This is a genomic window from Dyadobacter sp. HNCC25DJ183 (genome assembly GCF_056895175.1).
Window position 1 is genome coordinate 275743 of the sequence record NZ_JBXHAP010000009.1, and the last position, 25130, is coordinate 300872.

Here is a 25130-nt window from a genome sequence, read left to right on the forward strand (position 1 = left end):
GGTCACCGCGTCGAATTCTTCTCCGAAATCAGCTTCTTCGCCGTAGTATCCTGGCGGGTAGAATCAGCCGGGATTACGTAAGGTATCTTTACCGAAGGTTTTGGCATTGCATTGAACCGGTTAAAGCTGTGTGTAAACTGCATGCTCACCCCGCCAGTTGTCACTGTGTTATTCAGTGAAAGCGGATTCTGAACATTCCGGTTGTAAGCCTTCACCCGCACTGAGCCCTGGCTGTTGAGCCAGTATTCCAATGTCCATTCCCCCAAAAGGCTCGCTGCATCGTAGGCAGTAGTCCCTGTCTGACTTTGTGCGCCTGACGTAAACCGCCCGTCCCTGGTAACCCTGAAACGATCATTCAGAAAACGATAGGAAAAGCGCAGTTGCAGGTTATTCAATGCATTCTGGTCGAGTGAGAGCCCGGACACGCCTACTTCCAGATTTTCATTGATACCCGAAGCCCAGCGGCTGATCTGATTGGATACCAGCTCGCTGATGCTGCTTCCAAGGAAATTCTGGCTTCCTACTGTCGCCAGGCTACTCTCGGGAAGTAGCTGGTTAACCACGAGCAAACTGCTCACCTGCCGGCTCAGCTCCTGCTCATCAGATTTCAGCTTGTTCTGAAAAGCTTCCAGCTCGCCGCGGTACCTGTTGAGCGACGGATTGTCCAATATTTTCAAATCGTACCGGATCAGCGGCGACATCAACCTTTCCGAGAGGCCGATCGTCACCTCCACCGGGTACCTGCGCGACAATGCATCATTGTTGTTGGTACTGGAAGCACTTGTGTTAGGCAGCACGCCAGCCAGTGAAACCAGCTGGGTATAGCCTGCTTTTACGTCCAGAATAGCACCGTAAGGATCTCCTGACCATACAATCCGGCTGCCGGGCTTGATATTGAATTTCTTGTTAATCACATTTTGCAAGGTGAAGTTGTACTCTCCCCGCTCAATTTCGTAAGTACCCGCCATCGTGAAATCGCCCTGGGTATCTATGTTCAGGTTCAATCGCCCCGATCCGTTTCCGCGCAGGATATCGCCTGTTTGCCGGTCGAAAATAATCTCGCAGGTTGCGTCAGGAGTGAGATTGAAATTGAAATCCATTTTGATACCACCCGCAACCTGGCTCCGGGTAATGGAGTCCGCTTGTGTAGTGGTGCTTGTACTGTCGGGTTTGGGCATTTTGCTCACAAACTGGATATAATCCTGGGTAGCTACTTCTGTGGCACCATCGAGAGGAATGTAAATCTTGGTGCCTTTGTTGCTGGTTACATTCGCTTCAATATTCAGGTTGTCAATCGGCCCGAAAACTGCTACCGGCCCGGTAACATAAGCCGTTCCGTAAAACACATCGTTGTCTTTTACATTGGTATTTAAAATTTTGAAATTCCTCAGGTCCGCATTGAAGCCGAGCGAGAAGTACTTAAACCCGTCGTGAAAAACCCCGCCCCGCACTGCCGCCGTATTGCCATCAGTATCCGTCACAACCATGTTATTGACCGTGATTTCACTTTCGGTAAAATTGATCTTGTCATTGAAAGTAAACACCGATTGCAGGTAATCGAACTTCATCCTGCCCTGCTCCACCATCAATGATCCCGACAGCACCGGTGCGTCTACCTTACCTTTGATCAGCACGGTACCTTGCGCACGGCCGCCAATATCAGATACCAGCCCCTCGGCAAATGGTTCGAGTGCCTTGAAGTCAATATGGTTGAAAATTGCTTTGAGATCGAGGGTATTGTCCGTCAGTTTTGGTCTGTATGAACCTACAAGATTGAAAACCCGTCGCGCATTCTTGCTAAGCTGTGCATCGATCTGCAACTCGCTTGTAATCTGGTCCCAGTCGCCGGTTCCCGACAAATTCCCGAATTCGTACTGTGCATAACCCAGACTTTCGATGTTAAAACTCGCGTCCAGGATCACGCTGTTATAAATATCTTTTACCCGCGCAGAACCGTCCATGATTCCCGCAAGCTTGGTATTCAGTACCGGATTAAGACTGTTTAACCGAAAATTCCTGATATCGAGCAGCATGCTTTTTTCCGGATTCTCGGAAGCTACACCAGTCAAAAAGATGCGCTGCTTGCCGCTTACTAGCCCGACATTTGATAAGGTAATATCCCTGCCTACAATGGAAATCAGGCTTTGCGAAGGAACGCTCCATTCTTCGTCAAGCAGATTGAGCTTTGAATCTTTAAACCCGATATCCAGACCTGCCGGCAAGAACCTGATCTCTCCCGCGAGATTAGCCTGGTTCGTACTTTTCACCTGATGTAATGCACCATTAAAATCGATATGGTCCTCATCCCAGGTGCCTTCAAATTCAAGCTTTTCAGTCGGAACAAGCACGCTCATCTGCTGCTTATCGGACGTGACCAGAATGGAGGCAAGTACCTCCGCATTGTTCACGAACTTGGATGTAGTTACGTCCAGCTCTGACTTCACAAACTGGTTAGTCCCGTACCGCAAAGTGTCTGAAACTGCATTTAAAGTCAGGATTGCGGTATTATCCATTCTAAAAACACCTTCCAGCCTGGCGCCTCTTGAAACGTAGATATCCGGACTTAAGAATGCCAGAAAGCGGGACAAATTCCTGGTTTCAAGCTCGTAATCTATCTGGTATCTTTTCTGAACAGATTGTACGGGCTTGCTGGCGTAGTATTGCTGGCGATTTGCCTGGTTCTCGAAAAAGTAAAGCTTGTACTCGTCCATTAACCTGTTCAGGTCGCTCCACGACTGGGTAGGCAGAAAGTCTCCCTCTACTTTGGCCGTCAGAAATTCGCTTTCAAGCTTTAAAATCCTGTTTTGTTCCTCTTGCCGGGAAGAGAAAGTAAGCGTATCCATGACCAGGTTACGCTCCTGATTTGTCATTAACAAATAGGTATTCAGCAATCTGGCATCGCCGGTAAGTTCGTCAAATGTATTACCCGACACATTTACATTCAGCTGGGTACGGAGCGTGATCGGTTCTTTGGAAAAACCTAATTGCGCCAGGTTTGCTCTTTCTACCACACCCTGCAAATCGAATGAATTTTGCGCCCTGGACAGGTCAAACTCTCCTTCCAGGTTCAAAACGAGGTTCGTATCCCTGGCACTCACAAGCCCATTGAAGTACTGGTTTTGCAAATTTCCTTTGAGACGGATGTTCCGGTAATCATAGTTCCTGAAACCTACCCTGCCTACCATTGCATTCATGTCCGTGGAAGCAAACCGCAATTCAAGTCCCCTACCGTAAATCTTGCCCGAAAAATCAAGCTGCTGCCAGGTTTCTTCTTCTTCCAGCAACTTCCCCAGCTCAAAACGATTGGTCTTCACCTCGCCCGAGTAAGTCGTCGTTTTCGGACCATCAATATGAAAAACAAGGTCGCCCGCGATTTCACCCATGGAAGAAGACGCATTTGCACCTACGGAAAAGTCTTCCAATGTACCCTTGAAATGCCCGTCGAGCAGCGTCAATCCGAATTTCTCGAGTTTCGGGTGCATATCCCATTCAGGATAATACTGCACAAGATCCGTCGGCTCTATCTTGGAAAGTGAAAGCCTGATATCCATTTGAACGCCATCAATCTTCGGTAAACCTTTGAACCCCAGATCTCCTACCAGCCTGCTGCTCTTCCCGAACCGCAGATCCGTGTTGGTAATCATGAAATCGTCGACCTTCCCGTTAAAATCCCCTGAAATATCCCAGCTCTCATTCAAAGCATCGATGTAACTGGAAAACAGTCCCAGATCGCGGGAATCAACGTGACTTCCTATCAAATGCCCTTTCATTCGGATCTTGTGATTGAAATCACCCAGTTCTCCCGAGCGGTTGTAAAAGAAAATTACCTCGTCTTTAAGCCGCGAATGCCCAATTTTCGCATCCAGCTCTTTCAATTCCATTTTCTTTTGACAAAACAAAAAGCGGGTATCCAGCTCATGCATTTCCAGGCCGGTTTGCATATCCACCGTTTTCAGGTTTTTGGCCAAAAATGAAATGGTATCTCCCTGAACGAGAAAGTTTTTCAGGTCGCCATAAAGATGTTGAAGCTTGAAATGCGAGTAGTCAAAAACCCTTTTCCGCCGGTCGCGCTTGCTTCTCGGATCGTCATAACTGAACGTTCCGTCTATCACCTTCGATTTGCCAATGATAAAAGGCGTGTTGTTTTCGGGTGCATTCGCGGGTCGGGGTACGGCGGGAGCAGTGAGCTCGTTTATTCTTTCAATAAATCCGTCAATATTGAGGTAACCCGACTCCGGCACGATGGCCAGCTGCACTTTGGGCTGAAACACATTTACTTCATCCAGGCGGATTTCGCGCGCGGCATTTTCAATAATATTGTGTAAATCCAGATTTACATCAATGCGGCCCACGTCGATCATGTCACGCTGGCTGCTATCCTTTACAGATACTCCTTCAAGCGATACAACATCAAACCATTTGATGTTAACTTTCTCAATAGTAATGGGATAGCCGAGTTTTGAAGAAACCCGGTCGGCAGCGGATTGTACTGCCCAGGTTTGTACCGAAGGAAGCTGTAATGCGATGGTAAGGATACCCAGCGCCAGAAGCGCGAAGATAATCACCACGGTCAAACCATTGCCTAACGCCTTCAGGAATTTAAACATATACAGCTTCGCAGGCGATACTGCTTATCTTGTTGTTAATGCTTAATTTTGTGAATAACTCAATAGAATGAATATTCTTGCCATTGAATCTTCGTGTGACGAAACCTCCGCAGCCGTAATTACAAACGGGGAAATCCGCTCCAATGTTGTTGCTACGCAGCTTATTCACACACAATACGGGGGTGTTGTACCGGAATTAGCTTCGCGTGCACACCAACAACATATCCTACCAGTGGTAGATAAAGCATTGAATGATGCAAAAGTAACAAAAAAAGACCTGGATGCCATTGCTTTTACACGCGGCCCGGGCTTATTGGGTGCCCTGCTGGTTGGTACCTCTTTCGCTAAGTCCATGGCGCTCGGGCTTGGCATTCCCCTCATTGAGATCAACCACATGCAGGCGCACGTACTTGCGCATTTTATCGATAATCCAAAACCGGCATTCCCATTCCTTTGCCTTACCGTAAGTGGCGGCCACACGCAGATCGTGAAAGTGTCGGGACCATTGCAGATGGAGATCATCGGAGAAACACGCGACGATGCTGTGGGCGAAGCTTTTGACAAAACTGCGAAGCTGCTCGAATTACCCTACCCGGGTGGGCCTTTGATAGACAAATATGCCGCTGCCGGCAACCCTGACGCTTATTCCTTTCCATTGCCTGAAATGCCGGGGCTTGATTTCTCATTCAGCGGGATCAAGACTTCCTTTATGTATTTCCTCCAAAACCAGGTCCGGGAGAATCCGGCATTCATCAGTGAGAACCTGCCGGATATTTGCGCCAGCATTCAGTTTACATTGGTTAATATCCTGTTGAAAAAACTCAAGAAAGCTTCGAGAGAAACTGGAATCAGGGAAATTGCGATTGCGGGCGGCGTCTCTGCCAACTCGGGACTTCGGAAAGCTTTAACCGAGCTGGGCCAGACCTTGAACTGGAACGTTTACATTCCAGCGTTTGAATACTGTACCGACAATGCGGCGATGATCGCCATTGCCGCGCACTTCAAGTTCCTGGAAAATGATTTTTGTGACCAAACGGTAAGTCCGCTCGCGCGAATGGATTTCTGAACCCAGGTCCCCTTTCACTACCTGCAAATTAGCTATCGAAAAAGTACTGAATCAAATGATGCAATTGTCAGAAATCTGGATATACCCCGTTAAATCCCTGGGCGGGATCAGACTGCCGGAAGCCAGGACCGAAGAGCGCGGACTCGAATATGATCGTCGCTGGATGATCATCGATGAAAACGGGAAGTTCTTAACCCAACGTGTTTTATCCAAAATGGCATTGATTGATGTTAAGTTAACTGATCAGGGCCTGAAAATATTGAACAGGAATGAGCCCGAAAATGTATTGACAGTACCCTATCTGCCTGTCACCCAGCAACCAAGAACGGTGACGATCTGGGATGATGTAGTAGAAGCTGTTACCGTAAGCGACGAGGCGGATCAGTGGCTAAGCGAGCAGTTCGGACAAAAGCTCGAACTTGTCAAAATGCCCGAAGAAACTGAGCGCAAAGCAGACCCCAGATATGCCAGGAACGATGAAAACGTAAGTTTCGCTGACGGCTTTCCATTCCTGATCATCTCGCAGGCTTCACTGGATGATCTTAACTCCAGACTTGACGCGCCTGTTACCATGCAACGTTTCAGACCAAATATGGTGATTACCGGGAGTACTCCATTTGAAGAAGACCAATGGAAAGCGATCCGGATCGGAGATCTCGAATTCGGTATTGTAAAACCCTGCGCGCGCTGCATTCTCACAACCATCAATCCGGCAACAGCAGAGAAAGGCGCTGAGCCGCTGAAAACGCTATCCACTTATAGGAAAGTCAATAACAAAATCCTCTTCGGCCAGAATGCGGTAGCAAAAACGCTTGGTACCGTGCGGGAAGGTGATTCTGTGTTGGTTATACAATAAAAAAAGGCGCCTTGAAGGCGCCTTTAAACTAATATCATTCAGATTCTAAGCTTCTGTCTCACTTGCTCCGTTTGTCTGGAAGGGACTTTTCATAATGCCCCGCTCCGAATTTCTGATAAAGTTGATCACCTCGTCCCGCTCGTTTGAAGGCGGCAATTCCAGCTCTATCTTCTGTAATGCTTCGGCATTGTTCAGCCCCTTCATGAAGATGTACCGGTAAATATTCTGGATTTCAACGATTTTTTCATTGCTGTATCCTCTCCTGCGCAACCCTACTGAATTGATACCTACATAAGAAATCGGCTCGCGAGCTGCTTTTGTAAATGGAGGAACATCCTTGCGGACGAGCGAAGCACCGGACACAAATGAATGCGCTCCGATCTTCACAAACTGATGAACAGCGCTTAATGCACTTACAATAGCCCAGTCGCCCACATGTACGTGCCCGGCCATTTGCACATTGTTACCAATAATGCAATTGCTTCCAACCCGGCAGTCGTGCGCTACGTGTGCATAAGCCATAATCAGACAGTCGGAGCCTACTACTGTTTTCCAGTGCTCTTCGGTCCCGCGGCTGATCGTCGCATATTCCCTGATCGTTGTATTGTCACCAATAACTGTGAGTGTATATTCATTGTTGTATTTCAAATCCTGCGGAGTAGCAGAAATCACCGCTCCGGGGTAAATACGACAATTTTTACCAATTCTTGCGCCGGAATTAATGACGGCGTGCGAACCAATCCATGTTCCTTCTCCGATTTCAACATCGGCGTGGATCATAGCAAATGGTTCTATTTCAACATTCTGAGCGATTTTCGCGTCAGAATGAATGTATGCTAAGGTGGTTGGTGTCATTTTTTCTTTACCAGGCTTGCTATCATATCAGCTTCACATACCAATTGGCCGGCTACATAGCCGCGGCCACTCATTTTTACAATACCTCTTTTCATCGGAGATGTAAACTCGCATTTGAAAATAACGGTATCTCCGGGAAAAACATTACGGCGGAAGCGGCAGGCGTCGATGCCTATCAGATAGGGCCAGTAATTATCAGGATCAGGTACACTTGACAAAACGAGGATCCCGCCGGTTTGCGCCATTGCTTCAAGTTGCAATACGCCAGGCATAACAGGATTTCCCGGGAAGTGTCCTAAAAAGAACTGCTCGTTGATTGTCACATTTTTAACACCCACCACGCTGTTCTCGTCCAATGCGATGATCTTGTCGATCATCTGGAATGGATAGCGGTGCGCAAGCAGGTTCCCGATCTGATTGATATCAAATATCGGTGCTTTATTGGGGTCGTATTGAGGTATATCCCCTTTTCCGGACTTGATTAGTTTCTTGATCTTTTTGGCAAGTGCAACGTTGGCCGCGTGACCCGGACGCGCAGCAAGGATCTGCGCCTTAATCGGGCGGCCTACCAGTGCAAGGTCTCCAATCAGGTCCAGCAGCTTATGCCGGGCCATTTCGTTGGGATAATGCAGGTCAACATTATTTAAAATGCCTTTTGATTTGTTGACACTGACTTTCGGCTTGTTCAAAAGCTGTGACAAATGATCCAGCTCGCCGTCGCGTACTTCCCTGTCTACGATCACGATCGCATTAGTCAGGTCGCCGCCTTTGATCAGGTTCTGCCGGTATAGGGCTTCGAGCTCATGCAGGAAAACAAACGTGCGGCATTTTGCTATCTCATCTTTAAAAAGTGTGATATCGTTTAAAGACGCATGCTGGCTGCTGATTACGGTAGAGTTGTAGTCCACCATTACAGTCAGCCTGTAATCCGAAAGCGGCAATGCAGCCAGCTCCGTATCATTTTCTTTATTGATATAGTGTACGTATTCAGGAACTTCGAAGTAATTGCGGTACGCGTTTTGCTCCTCGATACCTGCATCCATGATCGCATCCACGAATTTAATGGAGCTGCCATCCATGATCGGAGGCTCGGGACCGTCAAGCTGGATAAGCACATTGTCGATTTGTAAGCCTACCAATGCAGCGAGCGTGTGCTCAACTGTGTGAATGCGGGCTCCGTTTTGCTCAATGGTAGTACCTCTGGAAAGGTCCACTACATTGTCAACATCGGCATCTACAATGGGCTGATCTGGCAAATCAACGCGTTGGAACTTGTATCCGTGGTTAGCTGGCGCGGGAACAAAGGTCATCGTCGCAACTACACCTGTATGTAAACCCACTCCGGTGACGGATACTGACCTAGAAATGGTTTGTTGTTTTTCGTTCATTATATAAAATCCTTTTCTGCATAAAGGCTTGTTGGGGTACCGGCAGTATTCTATTGAAAGTCAGAGGTTTCCTGCTTCCGTTCAAGGTCTTTCAATCGTTCTTCTATTTCAGGCAGCCTTCTTACCAGCGCCATGGATCTCAGATGTTCGTTCAAATCCCGCGCAGGAGATCCTGAGAAAGAAAGTCCTTCTTTTTTAACCGATTTGCCAAGTCCGCTTTGTGCGCCGATCTTGGTTTTATTTGCAACCGAAATGTGACCAACTACACCTACCTGCCCAGCTATCACACATTGTTCCCCGATCGTCGTAGATCCGGAGATACCTGACTGTGCTGCAATTACGGTATTTTTTCCTATCTCTACATTATGGGCAATCTGCACCAGGTTATCTATTTTGACACCTTGCCGGATAATGGTCGAGCCCATTGTAGCGCAATCAATCGTCGTATTGGACCCGATACTTACATCGTCTTCAATGATCACATTGCCAAGCTGCGGGATCGCTTTGTAGCTTCCGTCGGTTTGCGGCGCAAAGCCGAACCCGTCGCTGCCAATTACCGCATTGGCGGAGATCACGCAGTTTTTACCAACAATTGTATTCTGATAAATACGAGCACCGGGATGGACCACCGTGTTATCCCCGATCGTCACATTGTCACCAAGAAAACTATGCGGGTGGATTTTAACATTATCACCAACAATGCAATTTTTACCAATATAGGAGAAAGCGCCGCGGTAAACGTCAGCGCCTACCTGACTGTTCTCACCGATAAAGCTGGGTTGTTCTACACCCGACTTGTTCTTTGCAAGGCGTTTCTGATATTCTTCAAGAAGAATTGTAAATGCAGTGTAAGCGTTTTCGACGTAGATTAATGTAGCCGAAACTTCTTTCTTGGGAGCAAAGTCCTTGTTAACGATAACCGCGGAAGATCCGGTTGAATAAACGTAAGCTTCGTATTTACTGTTGGCTAAAAAAGATATGCAGCCCGGACGCCCTTCTTCAATTTTAGCAGCCGAATCAATTGTAATTTTTTCATCTCCAACAATGGTTCCATCAAGCATTTGGGCAATCTCGCTGACAGTAAATTTCATATTTTTCGGCTAATGTGTTTCGAGTATGTTGCGTAAATTAGTATGACGGCTCCTTCTTGATATGATCCTTGCTAACCACGCAAAGATACATTTTTAGCCCAACATACATAGTACTTGCGTACAATCTTAGTCAGCGCTTCGATGGTCGGAATATCCGATGCATCGGCTATATCGAGCAAATTCCCATTCTTCATTTTCACGCGGATAGGGTCTTGTTCTTTGGCGTAAGCCCAGTTGGTGGTTTCACCTTCAATCAAAAAATAATCCATTTCTTCCTCCCTTACGCCCGCGCTGCGCAACTGCTTCCGCAGCGGTTCCAGCACTTCTTCACCAGGCTGCTGATCATAAAACTGGATTTTAAATAAATCCCGGTCCAGCAACTTTCTGCATAAAACGGAAAGAACCAGGTCTTCGTGTGTTTTCCATCCTTTCACAGAAGCCCATACGTCATTATCGTCCAATCCGTTGAAAGCTTGCATTAAACCCGGCTCGGAATCGAAGTCCTCGATTTTGAACCTGTTGTGCAAAAACCTTTCAAAATCAGGTGTAGCAAACAAAATGGTGCCATTAGCAGTCAATTCCCGGGCACGGAAAAGGATCTGGGTCAGCATTGCCTGCGCACTCAGGAGTGTTTTGTGGAGATATACCTGCCAGTACATCAGGCGGCGCGCATGCAGGAAGTTTTCTATGCTCAGAAGTGCTTTTTCCTCTACTACCAGTTCGTCGCCACTGATATCAAGCATTTTGATCAGCCTGTCTGCGCCAATGGAACCTTCGATAACCCCGGTGTAAAAACTGTCGCGATTGAGGTAATCCATCCGGTCCATATCGAGCTGACTGGAAATCATCTGGTGAAAAAACTGGCGCGGGTAAGTGCCCTCAAACATTTGAATGGCCATATCTAATCTTCCATCCATTTGCCTGTTGAGCTCCTTCATCATCGAAAGGGTAATTGCTTCATGCTCCACACCGGGCAGCATTACGCTTTCCAATACATGCGAAAAAGGTCCGTGGCCGAGGTCATGCAGGAGGATAGCAGCCTGCGCAGCTTCAAGCTCCGACTGCCAGATCAGGTGTCCTTTTTCCTGTAAGGCTTTGAGCGCCTGGCTCATCAGGTGCATTGCGCCAAGTGCGTGATGAAAGCGCGTATGCAATGCACCCGGATAAACAATATCGGCAAGCCCGAGCTGCTTGATTCTTCTAAGTCGTTGCAGAAACGGATGATCTACCAGGTCATAGAGCAGATCAGACGAAATAGTGATAAACCCGTAAACGGGATCGTTAATTATCTTTCTTTTATTCAAAGCCAATTTTTCCCCAAAAGTAATAAAAGAAGCAACGGACAAAAGCAGTTATTCTTGCTATGATCGTTTGGAGAATTGCACGGTTTAGCTATTTTTGCACTCCAAACCAAAGTTTGGCCGGGCCTATAGCTCACAAAAAACGTTTGGCCGGTAGGTTAGAGCAACTGACCGCGCGGCGGCCGCAGTTCCACTGAGGCTCATAATCATTAGGTGCCTGCCGGGGCGGCGATCCGCTTCGATCCCAGGCAGAATAAAAAGTAAACAAGGGCCTATAGCTCATTCGGTTAGAGCAACTGACTCATAATCAGTAGGTGCCTGGTTCGATTCCAGGTGGGCCCACTTGAAAATCAAGGACTTAGCTAAAAAAGCTAAGTCCTTTTTCTTTTGGTTGCAATAAAAGTTGCAATAGCTTTTTTAGGGAAGTGGTGTGCACGACGCCGAAACAAAACTTTCCTGAGCATCTATTTTATTGCAACTGAATTTCTTCTTGAGGCCTGCATTGACAATTTCGACCCAGTACATACCTAATTACCATTCTAAATAGTACAGTTTAACGTATCCGTCTGAATCATCCAGTAATTTGTTTTGGTGTACCACTAATCTGTAAATTAAAGGTGGAGAAAATAGCTATTTGAGAACTAAGAGGGAAGGAAGATCACCAAGGCCAAGAGTACAGAAAAACCACCGTATAATTTGCTCGCACGTGGTCATAGATCAAATCTATTACATGTGACACTTTCCGATTTTAAACCAATTATCCTTATAGATATGGAGGTTGGCTTTTTATTTTGAACATTTCTCAAATTTCATCCGTACTCCGGCTGTCTTCTCATATATCTCTTCTACTTCCGAAGCTATTTTATGGTAACGCTCACTACCTTTCAGCTCTGCCTCCGGATTTCGCTCTCGCCTGGGCTGACCCTTGTCCTGCTTTTGTTTGCTGGTGTATATGTTACTTTCGTGTTCGGCCAACACTCATATAAATTGAAAAACGGATTGCCCGTTGCACTACTAGTATCATCACCAGGTCGGGCGTATTCTAACAACTTTTTCGAAGTCTGGCTTACTCGCATTTACTCCGAAGATCTTAGCGGTAAAGACTAGCTTACAACCTTCCGTTATCAAAGCATCAAGTTGCAGGTCTAAATTCTGCTCTTGTGCTGAAACCCTTGCGCAGCAATGATTTATTTACAATACTTAACAAAATCAGGTTTAATACATTTTGTTATTTTATATAAAAATACAAACAATGATTTAAGCATAAAACCTGCGAAAACCAGTTATTTACAAAAACGTTCGTTTTATTACATACCTGATGGTCCTGGAATCAGATCTCCGATTTAAACTGCAGGACTCTTTTGCATGAAAATTTCAGAACTAAATCGCCATGATATAGGTACCAATATTCAGGACCGGAAAGGCTCTAAGAGTACGGAAAACCACCGGTTCGGCATACACTGATAAAACGAGAAATGTGGGAAGAACAAAGACCATCTAGCTGGTAAAACAGCATAAACTTTTTGCGCAATGCATAAAAGCTCACATGTTTGAATAATCCCTACCGTCTTTCGCCTGGCAAAGTTGCACGCTCCCAATACTGGCAAATAGCACTGAGTTGGCTTTTCAAACCTTCAAAGGTTGGTGCCTTTACATAAAATCCTTGAACTAGTGACATGTAAGCATTATCAACATCGCTTGGATTTACAGATTCTGATAGAAAAATAAATGGAATGGCCCGCCGCTTCAATACTTCATCAGCATTGATAGCGTCTTTAAGCTCCAAACCTGTCATTTGCGGAAGGTATAAGTCACATAAAATGATAAAAGGCCTTTCCTTGCTGCTGTTCAAATAATTTATCAGTCCCTGGCCATTGTCGAAATTAATCACTTTGCTGGTAGACCCGATTGCTTCTAACGCTTCTGTAACCAGATAGCGATCATCTTCATCTCCACCAACGTATAGTATTGGACCGTATCCCATATTGCTTTTTATGATTGTTGGTTTAAAAACCTTGCCACCGTAGGTTAAGGGCAGGAATGAATGGCCAATAACTAAGTTTGTGGAATGTAGACCTGGAACGTTGCACCAACTCCTGGAACACTGCTGGCAGTGATAACCCCACCCAAACTGGTTACTATGCGTTCACAAATTGCAAGGCCAATGCCAGTTCCCGAATATTCACTCCTGCCATGCAAGCGCTGGAAAACCTGAAAAATACGGTCAAGATAAATTTCGTTGAAACCAATACCATTGTCGCTCACATTGATCTGATGATAATATGAAGCCTTGCCTAAAGGCTGGGTTATTACTGGCAAATCTGCATAAGCAATTTTGTTGGCATAGATCTTAATTGTTGGGGGTATGAAAGCGCCAGCATCGTCGGTTTTTCGAAACTTAATAGCATTGCTAATTAAATTCTGAAAAAGCTGACCAAGATGGGTAGGGTTTCCTTCAAGCTCAGGTAAAGAGCCAATTTCGAATACCGCATTTGCCTCGGTGATCTGTACATCCAATTCTATCAGCACTTGTTGTATAAGTAGGTGTAGTGAAACACTTTGAGTCGGGGCGTTATTTGTAGAGATACGGGAGAATGTCAGCAGGTCACTGATAAGATTTGACATCCGCTCTACGGCTGCAATCATCCTTTGCAAATAATCTTTTGCCTTTGGTGATGCTGCTTCATACTCCGTATTCAACCGACTCCCAAATTGCTGAATCTTTCGAAGGGGTTCTTGCAAGTCATGTGAGGCCACATAAGCAAACCTGTTTAAATCCTCATTGGAGCGGCTTAGCAATAGATTTGCGTACTGCAACTTCTGGTTTCCAATTTCCAGTTCTTTATTGGTCGCATCCAATTCCTGGGTTCGCTGTTCAACCAGGGATTCAAGGGTTTGCTGCTGGTTTCTTAAAACCGTCACATCTTGGGCAATCCCTGAAATGCTGACGGCGTTGCCAGATGTATCGTAGATGGTTTGTCCTTTAGAATGGATAATGTGCAGCTGATTTGTGATCGCATGCCGAATCGTATATTCTGCCTCAAACTTGCCATCACTTCCAGAATGAAGTGCATAAAAAAATGCATCGGCCAATCCCTGGCGTTCGCCTTCAATAACATGGCTTATTGCCTGGGTAAGGCTCATCTCTTGTGCCAATACACCAAACATGTCAAGATGACGGCGGGAAAACGTCGTTTTCTGCGTAGCAATATCCATGCTCCAGGTACCAAGCTGGGCTACCTCAATCGCATTCAGCAGCGATTGTTGCTGTTGTTGCATTAACAATTGCTGCTCTTTCCGTTCGGTAATGTCAGGGCTTACTGTGGCAAGAATTGCTGGGAGTCCTGTCTGAGGATTATCGATGACCATCACATTCCATTGAACCCAAAATGGTTCTTTTGTCACCTCGTTCCACAGCCGTATTTCATGGCTTCCCCCTTTTTGAGCAAATATCTCGGGAAGTACACGCAGGACAAACTCCCGGTCTTCGGGATACACTGCATCAATAAGGGTACGGCCTTTGTTATGCTGCCAACCCAGCTTTTTCAACGTATATTGATTGTTGTATAAAGGCTCAGGCATCGGTTCCAGATCGCTAATGCCAATGATCAGCTCACAATAGTCCAATACCGCTGTTTTGATCTGACTATCCATCTCAGCCTCCCTGAGTGCAGTTTGACTTTTCTGAGTGGCTAAGTCCGACATTACATTTTCAGTAACTTCAACCGTTACGGCGATCACCCCATAGACAATCCCTTTAGAATCTAGCAGTGGACTGTATGTGAAATCGAAATAGTGACTGCTCACCACCCCGTCTTTGGATAAATGGCCCGGCATACCCTTTGCCGTATATGCCTTTCCACTTTGTAAGACAGAATCCAATATAGCGAGGTAGGGCTGCACCTGTATTTCCGGGACTGCAAGCCAGGCTGGCTTGCCAATGATTGCACTGCCCTTTCCCAGCATATCTAGCATACGTTGATTAGCAATGGAAATAACGTGATCAGGACCAGTCATTATCATCATGGCTGCTGGCGCCTTATCAATCATTACTTCGAGCAATTCCTGCTTGCCGGTTTTTTGCGGCTCATAAGAGAAGGAGTCTTGGCTGGTATGGGAGACTATTGGATTTTCCTGCTCAAGCGTGGCCAGCTTTTGGCAAAAGATATTATCCAATGCCAGTATTTGATCAAAAACAGCTTTGGCCAGCTCAACTTCATTGATCCTGAGCAGATCCTCTGTATGAGCAGCCAGCTTATGTATTTGCCCATGCAGGTCTTCAATGATAAGAAGATCCTGGATGTTAGGATAAGCTGCCAACGCATGAGCGTACAGCCAGGGCCCAAGCCCCAAAGCATATTGGCTCATGGCATTTTCCTCACTAAGATTGTCAGTTCGGCTGCTTATGCTGCGTCGTATCGAATCTATGAAAGATTGATGATCTCGCTTTGCCTGTGCAAGCCCAGGTATTGTAAGGGTAATCAAATTAGCGCTGAATGAAGTGAAACGTAGCGTTAACTGACCTTCAAAACAAAGTGTTACGCTCCTAAATAGTCAAAGATAAAAAAAGGACTGCTATCTGTAACATTCTCCAAATTCCATCCATTCTGCTTTCAGCTCAAAAGGTCAACGATGGTTGCTGAAATACATGCTATTCCATCTATTGCGTGAAATGTAAAAAAGCAAGCAAGCTAATTTATAACTATTCTAAGTTATAGAGGATCTCATTTTTATGGAGTAACGCTTACTTACTAAGTATTATGCAGTTGCAAATAATTACTGTTTTTCTGTAAATAAGTAATCATTTAGCTACCTAATAGGCATTTAACAAGATATGAGGCTGATTTTTTGTCTAAGAAAATTCCTTATATTTGAGCGTTTGCGAGAAACCGCACTATCCGCATACTTATGAAAAATAAAGGTACTTTACTAATATCCCTCCTATTTTTAACGCTTTGTCTTTTATCAAACAGGCGCGTGAGCAATCCATAAAACCAGACTACGCTAAGCCGCAGATGGCAGTTAGCTTTCAACCCACCATTCACTCAACTGAACGGGGTGTTAATGGCACTACCCCTTGAAATCTGTTTGCTACCAGGAGCACTAAAATGCTTCTTGGAGAACAACATTAATGCTCAACGTTCTAAAAAAGACTGGGAAGGCATCTAACTTCCTGGTCCTTAATTTCCCTTTTAGTCACGCTTTTTTAAACTTAAACCTTGTGATTGATATGCGGATTTTGCTAGTCATTATAGGCGTTATCTTTAACCTAGCGGTTTGCTACGGTGGGTCCCCTTCGATTGACTCTTTAAAATTATCCATCATTACCGAAAACCCGTTCCCAAATCAAGAGGGGTACTATATTAGTCATGCATCGACACCCGTGTCCAAACATGAATACATATTTGTCGCTAACCCCTTAAAGAAAGGTTTCATAATTATTGACGGACAAAAAATCTTCATTAACCACACGATAACCCTTAGGGGGCGCAAGGGATTGACCATGTACTTTTCCTCGGATAAGTACAATGCCAGACTGACTCTGAAAGAAGAAGTCAAAGACTCTCTCGCTGACACAAAATATAGTGGCATTCTGACTATACAGAATGGAATTAAAGAGCGCAGATTTAAAGTTCATGGCTGGATCATCCCCTAGCCCGACGGCAAGGTTAGCGATGTTTTTATGCCTATACACCTTGGTTGCTACTCATCAAAATTTCTCAAAATCTTCAACTAGCTAAACTTTTTTTTGTTCTGGTCGGTCGAACTTTGGGCTATGGAAAATTTTGAAAAACATAGCAGAAAAATGAGAGTAGTAACTATTCCGGACACCGTGCAAGGCACAGGCCCGGTATTGATGCTGAATATGCTTAAATTCACAGACCGCCGCCTTTACATTGAAGAGTATCTTCCGGCATTTCACGGCGTGATGGAACAGTTAGGGTTGGATGCGAAAGTAAATCTGCTGAGCGATGTACTGGCCAGCGTAATAGCCGATGAAGGCGAAGACTGGGATGCCATTCTGCTCGTGGAATATACTAGCGTGGAAGCATTTCTGACCGTTGCGCAAAGCGATGCATACCGGCAAGTTGCAGAACCACTGCGCCTGGCCGCTTTGGGCGACCTGAAACTGTACATGACACGCCCGTTTGCATTGTAATAGGTATCTTCGCTCATGCACCAGCTTATCCTGAATAATTTTGCCATGCACATAGCGCTTGCCCCTGCCCAGCAGGAGCAGGCGCTTGCCTTTTTTCAGCTCATGGCGGTCAAGAAGCGCACCTGGCTGCTGCACGCAGGAGAGATTGACCGTTACATTTATTTTGTAAAACGAGGCTGTCTGCGTATGTTTTACACTGATAAGAGCGGGGAAGATCATATCATTGGTTTTTATCCCGAAAACTGGTGGACGTGCGATATTGTGAGCTTTTTCACGGTAAAACCAGCAGCAAATGCCATTCAGGCCCTGGAAGACAGCGAGGTATACTACATTTCTTTACCACAACTGGAAAAACTGTTCGAAACTATCCCAAAGTTTGAGCGATTTTTTCGTATCCTTAACCAAAACGGCTTTGAGCTTTATCAGCGCCGGATAACCTCCCAACTTTACAAAACTGCCGAAGAACGCTACATCGAGTTCCGTAAGCACCACCCCCGGTTGGAGCAGCGTATTGCTCAAAAACACATCGCCAGTTATTTAGGCATTACGCCTGCGTTCCTGAGTATGATGCGAAAGGAAAGCGGTCTTTGAGTTAGCTACTTTAATAAACAAGGATACAGTGAAGCATGCAGTTTCGCAGGACTATATTGTTAAGGAGTGAGTCACCAAAGAGGTTTTCCATTTCCATCGTTGATTTTTGAAACAAGCTTGTTCAACTGTGGACTCGGATGGTCAAGCAAACACTAAACTGCTTTTAAAAGCTTGTCAACCGTAACAGGATAGTCCCGAACCCTGATCCCTGTCGCATTATAAACCGCATTGGCTACGGCTGCTGCCACACCAACAATTCCCAGTTCGCCGATTCCTTTTGCTTTCATGGGAGACATGGTCGGGTCAATATCTTCCAGCAGAATCACTTCCTGATACGGGATGTCCGCATGAACAGGGACCTCGTAACCGGCAAGGTCATGGTTTACAAAAAACCCAACCCGCTTGTCGACTACCATTTCTTCCATCAATGCGGCCCCAACTCCCATCGTCATCGCGCCGATGACCTGGCTGCGGGCCGCCTTTGGATTCAATATCCGGCCTGCGTGGCAGACTGCCAACATTCTTCTTACCCGGACCTCGTATGTCAACGCATTCACTCCGACCTCAACAAAATGCGCCCCGAAGGTGTCCTGCGCGTATTCTTTTGAGAGCTCTCCGTATGTCATCTCATCCTCTGCAATAAGCTCCCCATTTTTTGCAGCCTCAGCCAAAGCAGCACTGCGATCGCCAGCATGCACACGTCCATCGGAAAAAACGGCCTTCTCGATATCAAAACCAAGCGCATTAGCTACTGCCTCACGCAGTTTTACGCAGGCCGCATATACGCCGGATGTGGAAGACGCTGCACCCAACTGCCCGCCGGATCCCGACGATTCAGGAAAGGATGAATCCCCAAGCTTCACCTTGACCTGACCGATTTCGACGCCCATCATTTCCGCTGCGGTTTGTGCGATGATGGTATAGCTGCCCGTACCGATATCGGTCATGTCTGTTTCCACAGTGATTTTACCGCTTTTGTCTAGCCGCACGCGTGCTGCTGACTTAACAATAGGCGCGCCGCGCATAGCAGATGCGACGCCCATCCCAATAAGCCAGTCTCCGTCTTTGACAGCACCCGGCACGGCATTCCGGTTCTTCCAGCCAAATTGATCAGCTCCCTCACGCAGGCATTCGACCAGTTTACGGGTCGAAAATTTACGACCTGGTTTTTCGGGATCATCCTGCGTATCATTTTTGATCCGGAAATCGACAGGATCCATTTGAAGCTTTTCGGCCATTTCATCCATCGCTATTTCCAAGGCCATCATACCCGATGCTTCTCCCGGCGCGCGCATCGCGCTTCCCTCAACAAGGTGCAAAACAGCGAGCCGGAGCCTGGTGAGCCTGTTGGCCCCGGCATATAGCAACCGCGTTGATGCGATAGTAGATTCAGTCATGCCACCTGGCAGGTTGCCCGACCAGCTTTCATGGCCGATCGCCGTAATGGTTCCGTCTGGTTCTGCCCCGATCCGGATCCGCTGTATGGTTTTAGGCCTGTGAATGGTGTTATTGAACATAAGCGGACGCTGTAAGGTCAGCTTTACCGGCCGGCCAGCGGCACGCGCCGCCAGGCTTGCCGCTACCAGGTCTGATAGCACCGTACCCTTTCCGCCAAAGCCTCCGCCAATGTAAGATGAGATAAGCCGCACATTTTCTTTGGGCATACCCAAAATGATGGCAAGGTCGCGAACACCCCAATTCAGCTGCTGTATCGTACACCAGCAGGTAAGTTTGTTGCCATCCCATTTTGCAATGGTTGCATGAGGCTCCATCATGGCATGCGCCTGATCGGGCGTCGAGTAAGACTGATCTAATTTTACCTGGGCCGTTTGAAATGCACCTTCAAAATCACCTATAAGCGTTTCCGCCGGAGGGGTATATGGACCTGGCGCAGGAGGCCCGGCGCTATCTTTTGAAGCTTCCAGGTCACAATTACCCTTAATTTTTTTGTATTCAACTTTTAAAAGTGCGGCTGCTGACCTTGCCTGTTCAAAGGTTTCGGCTACGACAATGGCAACGGCCTGATGATAATGGTCGACCTGCGGGCCGGCCAGAAAACGGCTGACGTAAAACTTGCCAGTCTGTAATGGACCCGCATTGCCAGCGGTCACAACCGCCAGTACGCCTGGCGCTGCTTTGGCCGCAGTCTGGTCAATGCGCGTGATCGTTCCTCGTGCAATGGCGGCTCCTAAAATATAGCCGTAGGCAGGATTAGTGACCTCTTCATTATATTCGTAGGCATACTTGGCCGTACCCGTTGTTTTCAAAGGGCCTTCCACGCGGTCGGTTGGCTTGCCAACGACCTTTAACTGGTCGATAGGGTTCTGCCCTGCTGGTTTATCGAATTTCATATCAGCTTTTCCCTTGTTTTAAGACTAGTTCAATAGTACGTTCTACCAGACTGATTTTGAATTCATTGTCCCTGGTAGGCCTGGCGCCCTCGAGAATTTTTGCAGTAAATACCTTTGAGCCCGATGGCAACAGACTTTCAGCGCCCGGAACGCGCCATGGCTTTGGAGCAATGCCGCCAACGGCGATCCTGCCGCTTCCGTCTTTGAACAAAATGGCTGCAACCGACACCAGGGCAAATGCGTAAGAAGCCCGGTCACGGACTTTATGATAAATGTGCGTGCCTCCGGCTGGGGCAGGCAGAACCACAGATGTGATCAGCTCGTTCTTTTCCAGCGTATTCTCTAAATGAGGGGTTTTTCCCGGCAAACGATAAAGTTTCGAAATAGGGATCTGCCGGCTCGCGCCAGCGGGATTAATGGTTTCCACCACGGCGTCAAGCGCCGTCATGGCCACGGCCATATCGCCGGGATAAGTTGCAATGCAGGCGTCGCTGCTGCCGATGACGGCAAGTTGTTTACTGAATCCGGCGATTGCCGCACACCCGCTGCCAGGCACGCGTTTGTTGCATTGCTGGTTGGTATCATAAAAATACGGGCACCGCGTACGCTGCAAAAGGTTGCCTGCCGTCGTGGCCTTATTGCGAAGTTGTCCCGAGGCTCCCGCAACCAATGCCCTGGACAAAACACCATAGTCTTTACGGATACGCGGGTCTGCCGCAAGGTCTGTGTTACTGACCAGTGCGCCTATCCTTACCCCGCCATTTGCTGTCGGTTCAATTTTATCCAGTCCGATCCGGCCAATATCGATCAGGTGTGAAGGCGTCTCGATCTGTAATTTCATCAGATCGAGCAGGTTTGTGCCGCCTGCCAAAAATTTAGCGCCGGGCTTGGCGGCAACGGCTGCGGCCGCCTCGGCCGGCGTGGTAACGCGCTCGTATGTGAATGTTTTCATGGGATGGAATGTCTTTTCGTGAAAAATGCAGTGGGCACCCTTTATGTTATGTGCCTGCAACCTCTGCTGCTGCCTCGGCAATGTTGGAGTATGCGCCGCAGCGGCAGATGTTGCCGCTCATTCTTTCCCGGAATTCTGCATTGGTAAATGACATCTCAGCATTCAGATCGCTACTGGCATGGCTGGGGATGCCAGCCTTTATCTCTTCCAGCACTGCCACGGCCGAACAGATCTGTCCCGGCGTGCAATAGCCGCATTGGTATCCGTCGTGCTTGATAAATGCGGCCTGCATCGGATGCAGCTGCTCTGGTGTGCCAAGCCCCTCGATTGTCGTGATCGAATCATTCTCGTGCTGCAATGCGAGCGAAAGGCAAGAGTTGATGCGCTTTCCATTAACAAGCACTGTGCAGGCACCGCACTGTCCATGATCACAACCCTTTTTGGTGCCTGTCAGGTGCAAATGTTCCCGAAGCGAGTCCAGCAATGTTGTCCTGGTATCGATTTCAAGTTTCTGGAACTTTCCGTTTACGGTGAACGATACCTCAGCCGATACAACCGGCACAACAGCCTGCGGCGGTGGCGCAGCCTCTACTCCGGTTACCTTGGTAAGAGCCAGTGTAGTGACTGCCATGGCAGTCCCGGCCAGCATTTCGCGCCGGCTGATGTGGCCTGCTGAATTTTCTTCTTTCATAGTTTCGCCCATTTACGTATAACTTGTTGACTTACATTGCCATATCGTGTTGAAGTAAGCAAGGTCGGTAGTACTTAGTCACAAAATCCCGATCATTCTGCACTATTTTGATATTCCCAATATAAGCTGACGCTATTGAGCAGAATGTAGGATATCAAACAATTGCTTATGAATATCAAACTGTCCAAAAGGAATTGTTATAGTTCCTGCGCGGTCGGACGGAAGATCACTTCATTGATATCTACGTCATCCGGCTGACTGATCGCGAAGGCAACCACACGCGCAAAACTATCGGGACTGATCCCTACGGTTCCCACGTAATCCTGGTTGGCTTTCTGGATATCGGCCTCGGTAATATGATCGAGTAGCTCGGTCTTCACTGCGCCGGGACAAACGATTGTGGTGCGGATATTGTAAGGCTTCACTTCCATTCGCAATCCTTCGCTCAATGCGCGCACAGCGAACTTGGTAGCGGAATAAACCGCAGAACCGCCGAATATCTTATGTCCGGCAACGGAAGCAGTATTAATGATTTGTCCTGATTTCTGCTCTTTCATGTATGGCAGCACAGCGGCAATGCCATTCAGCACGCCTTTAATGTTCACGTCAATCATTGCATCCCATTCGTCAACATTCAGACGGTCAATCGGGGATAGCGGCATGATTCCCGCATTATTCAGGATCACGTCCACCCGACCGAAATGCTGCACCGCAGAATCGATGAATTGCTTTACCTCATCCCTTTTGGTTACGTCCACGGCAACGGCAAGTGACTTCCCACCAGTGTCATTGATTTGTTTTGAAAGCTTTTCTATTTTATCCGTTCTTCTAGCGCCTAACACAACGGATGCACCTAAGTTTGCCAAATGTTTTGCAGCCGCTTCACCCATCCCGCTGCTTGCGCCAGTAATGACAACTACTTTTCCTTTGATATTTTCCATAATTTCAACTAATCTGATTCTTACTACTTGCTTAATTTAAATGTTACTTTTTCAAATGCGGCAGCGGAAATTCTAATTCTTTACCGTTCAATTTGTTTTTGCATTTCTGCCGGATAGCGTGCGCCCATGATCTCAATCTGGGAAACCGCTGCATTGATCTCGCTTATATCATTTTCGCTTAATTGGATGTCGGCAGCACCCAGATTTTCTTCGAGCCGGTGCATTTTAGTGGTTCCCGGAATGGGGACTATCCACGGTTTTTGAGCCAGCAGCCATGCCAATGCAATTTGTGCGGCAGTGGCTTGTTGTTGGGCTGCAATCTGGCCAAGCAGGTCGACCAGATTCTGGTTTACTTTCCTGTTTTCCTCTGCAAACCGGGGGACTTTATTTCTGAAATCGCTTTCGTCAAACTTCGTATCAGCATTGATTTTACCTGTCAAAAACCCTTTTCCCAGCGGACTAAAAGGCACAAAGCCAATTCCCAGCTCTTCCAGGGACGGCAGGATTTCCGCCTCTGGCTCTTTCCACCAAAGCGAATACTCACTTTGCAATGCGGCAACGGGCTGCACGGCGTGTGCTTTCCGAATCGTCGAAACGGCCGCTTCGGAAAGGCCGAAATGTTTCACTTTCCCTTCCCTGATCAGATCCCTTACGGCTCCGGCAACTTCTTCAATCGGCACATTCGGGTCTACCCGATGCTGGTAGAACAGGTCTATGACATCCGTTCGCAAACGCTTCAAAGAAGCTTCCGCCACAGCGCGGATATTTTCCGGCCGGCTGTCAAGTCCTCTGGCTGGTACCCCGCCCGAAAAACCAAACTTGGTTGCGATCACCACATCTTTACGGAATGGCTCCAGAGCCTGGCCTAGCAATTCCTCGTTAGCAAATGGCCCGTATGCCTCGGCTGTATCAAAAAATGTAACGCCTCGCTCCACAGCCGCACGAATCAGTTTAATGGCTTCCTGCTTTTCAGTTGCAGGCCCGTATCCGAAGCTCAGTCCCATGCAGCCCAGCCCAACGGCAGAAACTTCCAGCCCGTTATTTCCTAATTTTCGCTTCTGCATATTTCTTAGTTTTTTGATGATCATTTAAATCGGTAGGCCAATTGGAAGATTGGCAACCAATCTTATCTTTTTAGCTTCGGTTGTTGTGTCACAAAGTTCCGGCCGTTTCTGCAATCGCTTTGTATATATATTCCAGATATTTGTACCAATGTTCCAGATTCATAATGAGTGTGTAGTCGGGCCTAATTGAATTCAGTAATTTGGTATCGGTTAACAAAAAAGACGATGGGAAATCAGATCCGCTTTGATTCTATTAGTGAATACAATGCATTCAACCAGCACGAAACACTGCATCCTTTGGTGACGGTTGTAGACCTGTCCAAAGCTGAGGCGCGGCAGATCAAAACCATGTATTTGGGGCTGTACTTTGTGATGCTAAAAGGAGTAGCATGCGGCGATTTGCGCTACGGCAAGCAGCATTACGATTATCAGGAAGGCACGCTCGTTTTCTTTGCGCCGGGCCAGGTAGTGAGTCTTGAAAACGAACTTTACAGGCCGAACGGCTACGCGCTGGTTTTTCATCCGGATCTGCTGCACAGCACCTCATTGAACCAGCACATCCATGAATACAGCTTTTTTAGCTACCAGACCCACGAATCTTTGCACATCTCCGAGCGGGAAAGACAAATTGTGATGGATTGTTTCGCTAAGATCAGCTACGAACTCGAACATGCCCTTGACCACCACAGCCGGAAGCTGATCGTTTCCAATATCGAGCTGTTTTTAGATTACTGCAAACGCTTTTACGACAGGCAATTTCTGACCCGTGAAACAGCGCATAAAGGAATTCTAGAACGCTTTGAAACGCTGTTGAACAATTACTTTTTATCAGATAAGCCCACGATGATCGGATTACCTTCCGTTGCTTACTTTGCCAGTGAGCTAAGCCTGTCGACAAAGTATTTTGGTGATCTATTCAGAAAAGAAACCGGGCAAACCGCGCAGGACTATATTCAGGCAAAACTGATTGATGTAGCCAAAGAAAGAATTTTTGACCAGACCAAGACCGTGAGCGAGATCGCATTTGAAATGGGATTCAAATATCCCCAGCATTTTTCAAGGCTATTCAAACAGCACGTTGGCCAGACCCCAAACACATTTCGGGGGCTTCAAAATTTAAATTAGAATGCAGTTTTCAGGTATTTAGATTCACGTGCTTTTTGTTACACATTCCCCGCGAGTGATAGTATGAAAGCCGCAGATGACAAAGAACCAG

The 25130-nt window shown here is 47.0% G+C and carries 17 protein-coding genes and 1 tRNA gene; 6 read left to right on the top strand and 12 right to left on the bottom strand.

Annotation, left to right across the window (positions count from 1 at the left end; translation table 11 throughout):
• Positions 1-2 precede the first annotated feature (2 nt).
• The gene (locus tag AC1XTG_RS22900) at positions 3-4607 is read right to left on the bottom strand and encodes a translocation/assembly module TamB domain-containing protein (protein WP_484843571.1); all 4605 of its coding nucleotides are present in this window, start codon (positions 4605-4607) and stop codon (positions 3-5) included.
• A gap of 67 nt (positions 4608-4674) precedes the next feature.
• Between AC1XTG_RS22900 and tsaD the strand changes: the two genes are divergently transcribed.
• Positions 4675-5673 (top strand): tRNA (adenosine(37)-N6)-threonylcarbamoyltransferase complex transferase subunit TsaD, encoded by a 999-nt coding sequence (gene tsaD, locus AC1XTG_RS22905; protein ID WP_484843572.1) that lies wholly within the window; start codon positions 4675-4677, stop codon positions 5671-5673.
• A 55-nt stretch (positions 5674-5728) separates the two neighbouring features.
• Positions 5729-6529 (top strand): MOSC domain-containing protein, encoded by an 801-nt coding sequence (locus tag AC1XTG_RS22910; RefSeq protein WP_310589201.1) that lies wholly within the window; start codon positions 5729-5731, stop codon positions 6527-6529.
• A 45-nt stretch (positions 6530-6574) separates the two neighbouring features.
• Here the strand turns inward: AC1XTG_RS22910 and lpxA are convergent, their stop codons facing one another.
• The 4 genes from lpxA to AC1XTG_RS22930 form a co-directional block, all read right to left on the bottom strand.
• Positions 6575-7384 carry an acyl-ACP--UDP-N-acetylglucosamine O-acyltransferase gene (gene lpxA, locus AC1XTG_RS22915; protein WP_056286290.1) on the bottom strand — a complete coding sequence of 270 codons (810 nt, stop codon included), beginning with the start codon at positions 7382-7384 and terminating at the stop codon, positions 6575-6577.
• Positions 7381-8772 carry a bifunctional UDP-3-O-[3-hydroxymyristoyl] N-acetylglucosamine deacetylase/3-hydroxyacyl-ACP dehydratase gene (locus tag AC1XTG_RS22920; RefSeq protein ID WP_484843573.1) on the bottom strand — a complete coding sequence of 464 codons (1392 nt, stop codon included), beginning with the start codon at positions 8770-8772 and terminating at the stop codon, positions 7381-7383. The genes lpxA and AC1XTG_RS22920 overlap by 4 nt, the downstream gene beginning before the upstream one ends.
• A gap of 50 nt (positions 8773-8822) precedes the next feature.
• On the bottom strand, positions 8823-9863 hold the full coding sequence (gene lpxD / locus AC1XTG_RS22925; protein ID WP_484843574.1) for a UDP-3-O-(3-hydroxymyristoyl)glucosamine N-acyltransferase: 1041 nt from the start codon (positions 9861-9863) through the stop codon (positions 8823-8825).
• Positions 9864-9934: 71 nt separating this feature from the next.
• A complete protein-coding gene (locus AC1XTG_RS22930) occupies positions 9935-11167 on the bottom strand; it encodes an HD domain-containing protein (protein ID WP_484843575.1) in 1233 nt (410 codons plus the stop codon).
• A gap of 265 nt (positions 11168-11432) precedes the next feature.
• Between AC1XTG_RS22930 and AC1XTG_RS22935 the strand changes: the two genes are divergently transcribed.
• Positions 11433-11506: transfer RNA gene (locus AC1XTG_RS22935), tRNA-Ile, on the top strand.
• A 1219-nt stretch (positions 11507-12725) separates the two neighbouring features.
• Here AC1XTG_RS22935 and AC1XTG_RS22940 read toward each other — a convergent pair.
• Positions 12726-13148 (bottom strand): response regulator, encoded by a 423-nt coding sequence (locus AC1XTG_RS22940; protein WP_484843576.1) that lies wholly within the window; start codon positions 13146-13148, stop codon positions 12726-12728.
• A gap of 71 nt (positions 13149-13219) precedes the next feature.
• Positions 13220-15532: a PAS domain-containing sensor histidine kinase gene (locus AC1XTG_RS22945; RefSeq protein WP_484843577.1), complete on the bottom strand. Its 2313-nt coding sequence runs from the start codon at positions 15530-15532 to the stop codon at positions 13220-13222.
• A gap of 1438 nt (positions 15533-16970) precedes the next feature.
• Here AC1XTG_RS22945 and AC1XTG_RS22950 point away from each other — a divergent pair.
• Positions 16971-17324, top strand: a complete 354-nt coding sequence (locus AC1XTG_RS22950) for a hypothetical protein (RefSeq protein ID WP_484843578.1) — start codon at positions 16971-16973, stop codon at positions 17322-17324.
• Positions 17325-17339: 15 nt separating this feature from the next.
• Positions 17340-17915, top strand: coding sequence for a Crp/Fnr family transcriptional regulator (locus AC1XTG_RS22955; RefSeq protein ID WP_484843579.1), 576 nt, complete (start codon positions 17340-17342; stop codon positions 17913-17915).
• Positions 17916-18067: 152 nt separating this feature from the next.
• Here AC1XTG_RS22955 and paoC read toward each other — a convergent pair whose 3' ends face one another.
• The 5 genes from paoC to AC1XTG_RS22980 all read right to left on the bottom strand — a co-directional run bounded on the left by paoC (position 18068) and on the right by AC1XTG_RS22980 (position 23914).
• On the bottom strand, positions 18068-20266 hold the full coding sequence (paoC, locus tag AC1XTG_RS22960; protein WP_484843580.1) for an aldehyde oxidoreductase molybdenum-binding subunit PaoC: 2199 nt from the start codon (positions 20264-20266) through the stop codon (positions 18068-18070).
• 1 nt (position 20267) lies between these two features.
• Positions 20268-21218, bottom strand: coding sequence for an FAD binding domain-containing protein (locus tag AC1XTG_RS22965; RefSeq protein ID WP_484843581.1), 951 nt, complete (start codon positions 21216-21218; stop codon positions 20268-20270).
• A 46-nt stretch (positions 21219-21264) separates the two neighbouring features.
• Complete coding sequence (paoA, locus tag AC1XTG_RS22970; RefSeq protein ID WP_484843582.1) at positions 21265-21909, bottom strand: aldehyde dehydrogenase iron-sulfur subunit PaoA; 645 nt, start codon at positions 21907-21909, stop codon at positions 21265-21267.
• 197 nt (positions 21910-22106) lie between these two features.
• Entirely contained in the window at positions 22107-22850 is a 744-nt protein-coding gene (locus tag AC1XTG_RS22975; protein WP_484843583.1) for an SDR family oxidoreductase, read from the bottom strand.
• Positions 22851-22930: 80 nt separating this feature from the next.
• Positions 22931-23914, bottom strand: a complete 984-nt coding sequence (locus tag AC1XTG_RS22980; protein WP_484843584.1) for an aldo/keto reductase — start codon at positions 23912-23914, stop codon at positions 22931-22933.
• Between the two features lie 225 nt (positions 23915-24139).
• On the opposite strand from AC1XTG_RS22980, the gene AC1XTG_RS22985 reads away from it, so the two are divergent.
• Positions 24140-25039: a helix-turn-helix domain-containing protein gene (locus tag AC1XTG_RS22985; RefSeq protein WP_484843585.1), complete on the top strand. Its 900-nt coding sequence runs from the start codon at positions 24140-24142 to the stop codon at positions 25037-25039.
• The last annotated feature ends 91 nt before the right edge of the window (positions 25040-25130 follow it).

Coding starts and splice junctions, on each gene's coding strand:
- AC1XTG_RS22985 (WP_484843585.1), top strand. CDS start 24,140: ATGGGAAATCAGATCCGCTTTGATTCTATTAGTGAATACAATGCATTC.
- tsaD (WP_484843572.1), top strand. CDS start 4,675: ATGAATATTCTTGCCATTGAATCTTCGTGTGACGAAACCTCCGCAGCC.
- AC1XTG_RS22945 (WP_484843577.1), bottom strand. CDS start 15,532: ATGAGCCAATATGCTTTGGGGCTTGGGCCCTGGCTGTACGCTCATGCG.
- AC1XTG_RS22900 (WP_484843571.1), bottom strand. CDS start 4,607: ATGTTTAAATTCCTGAAGGCGTTAGGCAATGGTTTGACCGTGGTGATT.
- lpxD (WP_484843574.1), bottom strand. CDS start 9,863: ATGAAATTTACTGTCAGCGAGATTGCCCAAATGCTTGATGGAACCATT.
- AC1XTG_RS22975 (WP_484843583.1), bottom strand. CDS start 22,850: ATGGAAAATATCAAAGGAAAAGTAGTTGTCATTACTGGCGCAAGCAGC.
- paoA (WP_484843582.1), bottom strand. CDS start 21,909: ATGAAAGAAGAAAATTCAGCAGGCCACATCAGCCGGCGCGAAATGCTG.
- AC1XTG_RS22965 (WP_484843581.1), bottom strand. CDS start 21,218: ATGAAAACATTCACATACGAGCGCGTTACCACGCCGGCCGAGGCGGCC.
- paoC (WP_484843580.1), bottom strand. CDS start 20,266: ATGAAATTCGATAAACCAGCAGGGCAGAACCCTATCGACCAGTTAAAG.
- AC1XTG_RS22980 (WP_484843584.1), bottom strand. CDS start 23,914: ATGCAGAAGCGAAAATTAGGAAATAACGGGCTGGAAGTTTCTGCCGTT.
- AC1XTG_RS22920 (WP_484843573.1), bottom strand. CDS start 8,772: ATGAACGAAAAACAACAAACCATTTCTAGGTCAGTATCCGTCACCGGA.
- AC1XTG_RS22950 (WP_484843578.1), top strand. CDS start 16,971: ATGAGAGTAGTAACTATTCCGGACACCGTGCAAGGCACAGGCCCGGTA.
- AC1XTG_RS22940 (WP_484843576.1), bottom strand. CDS start 13,148: ATGGGATACGGTCCAATACTATACGTTGGTGGAGATGAAGATGATCGC.
- lpxA (WP_056286290.1), bottom strand. CDS start 7,384: ATGACACCAACCACCTTAGCATACATTCATTCTGACGCGAAAATCGCT.
- AC1XTG_RS22955 (WP_484843579.1), top strand. CDS start 17,340: ATGCACCAGCTTATCCTGAATAATTTTGCCATGCACATAGCGCTTGCC.
- AC1XTG_RS22910 (WP_310589201.1), top strand. CDS start 5,729: ATGATGCAATTGTCAGAAATCTGGATATACCCCGTTAAATCCCTGGGC.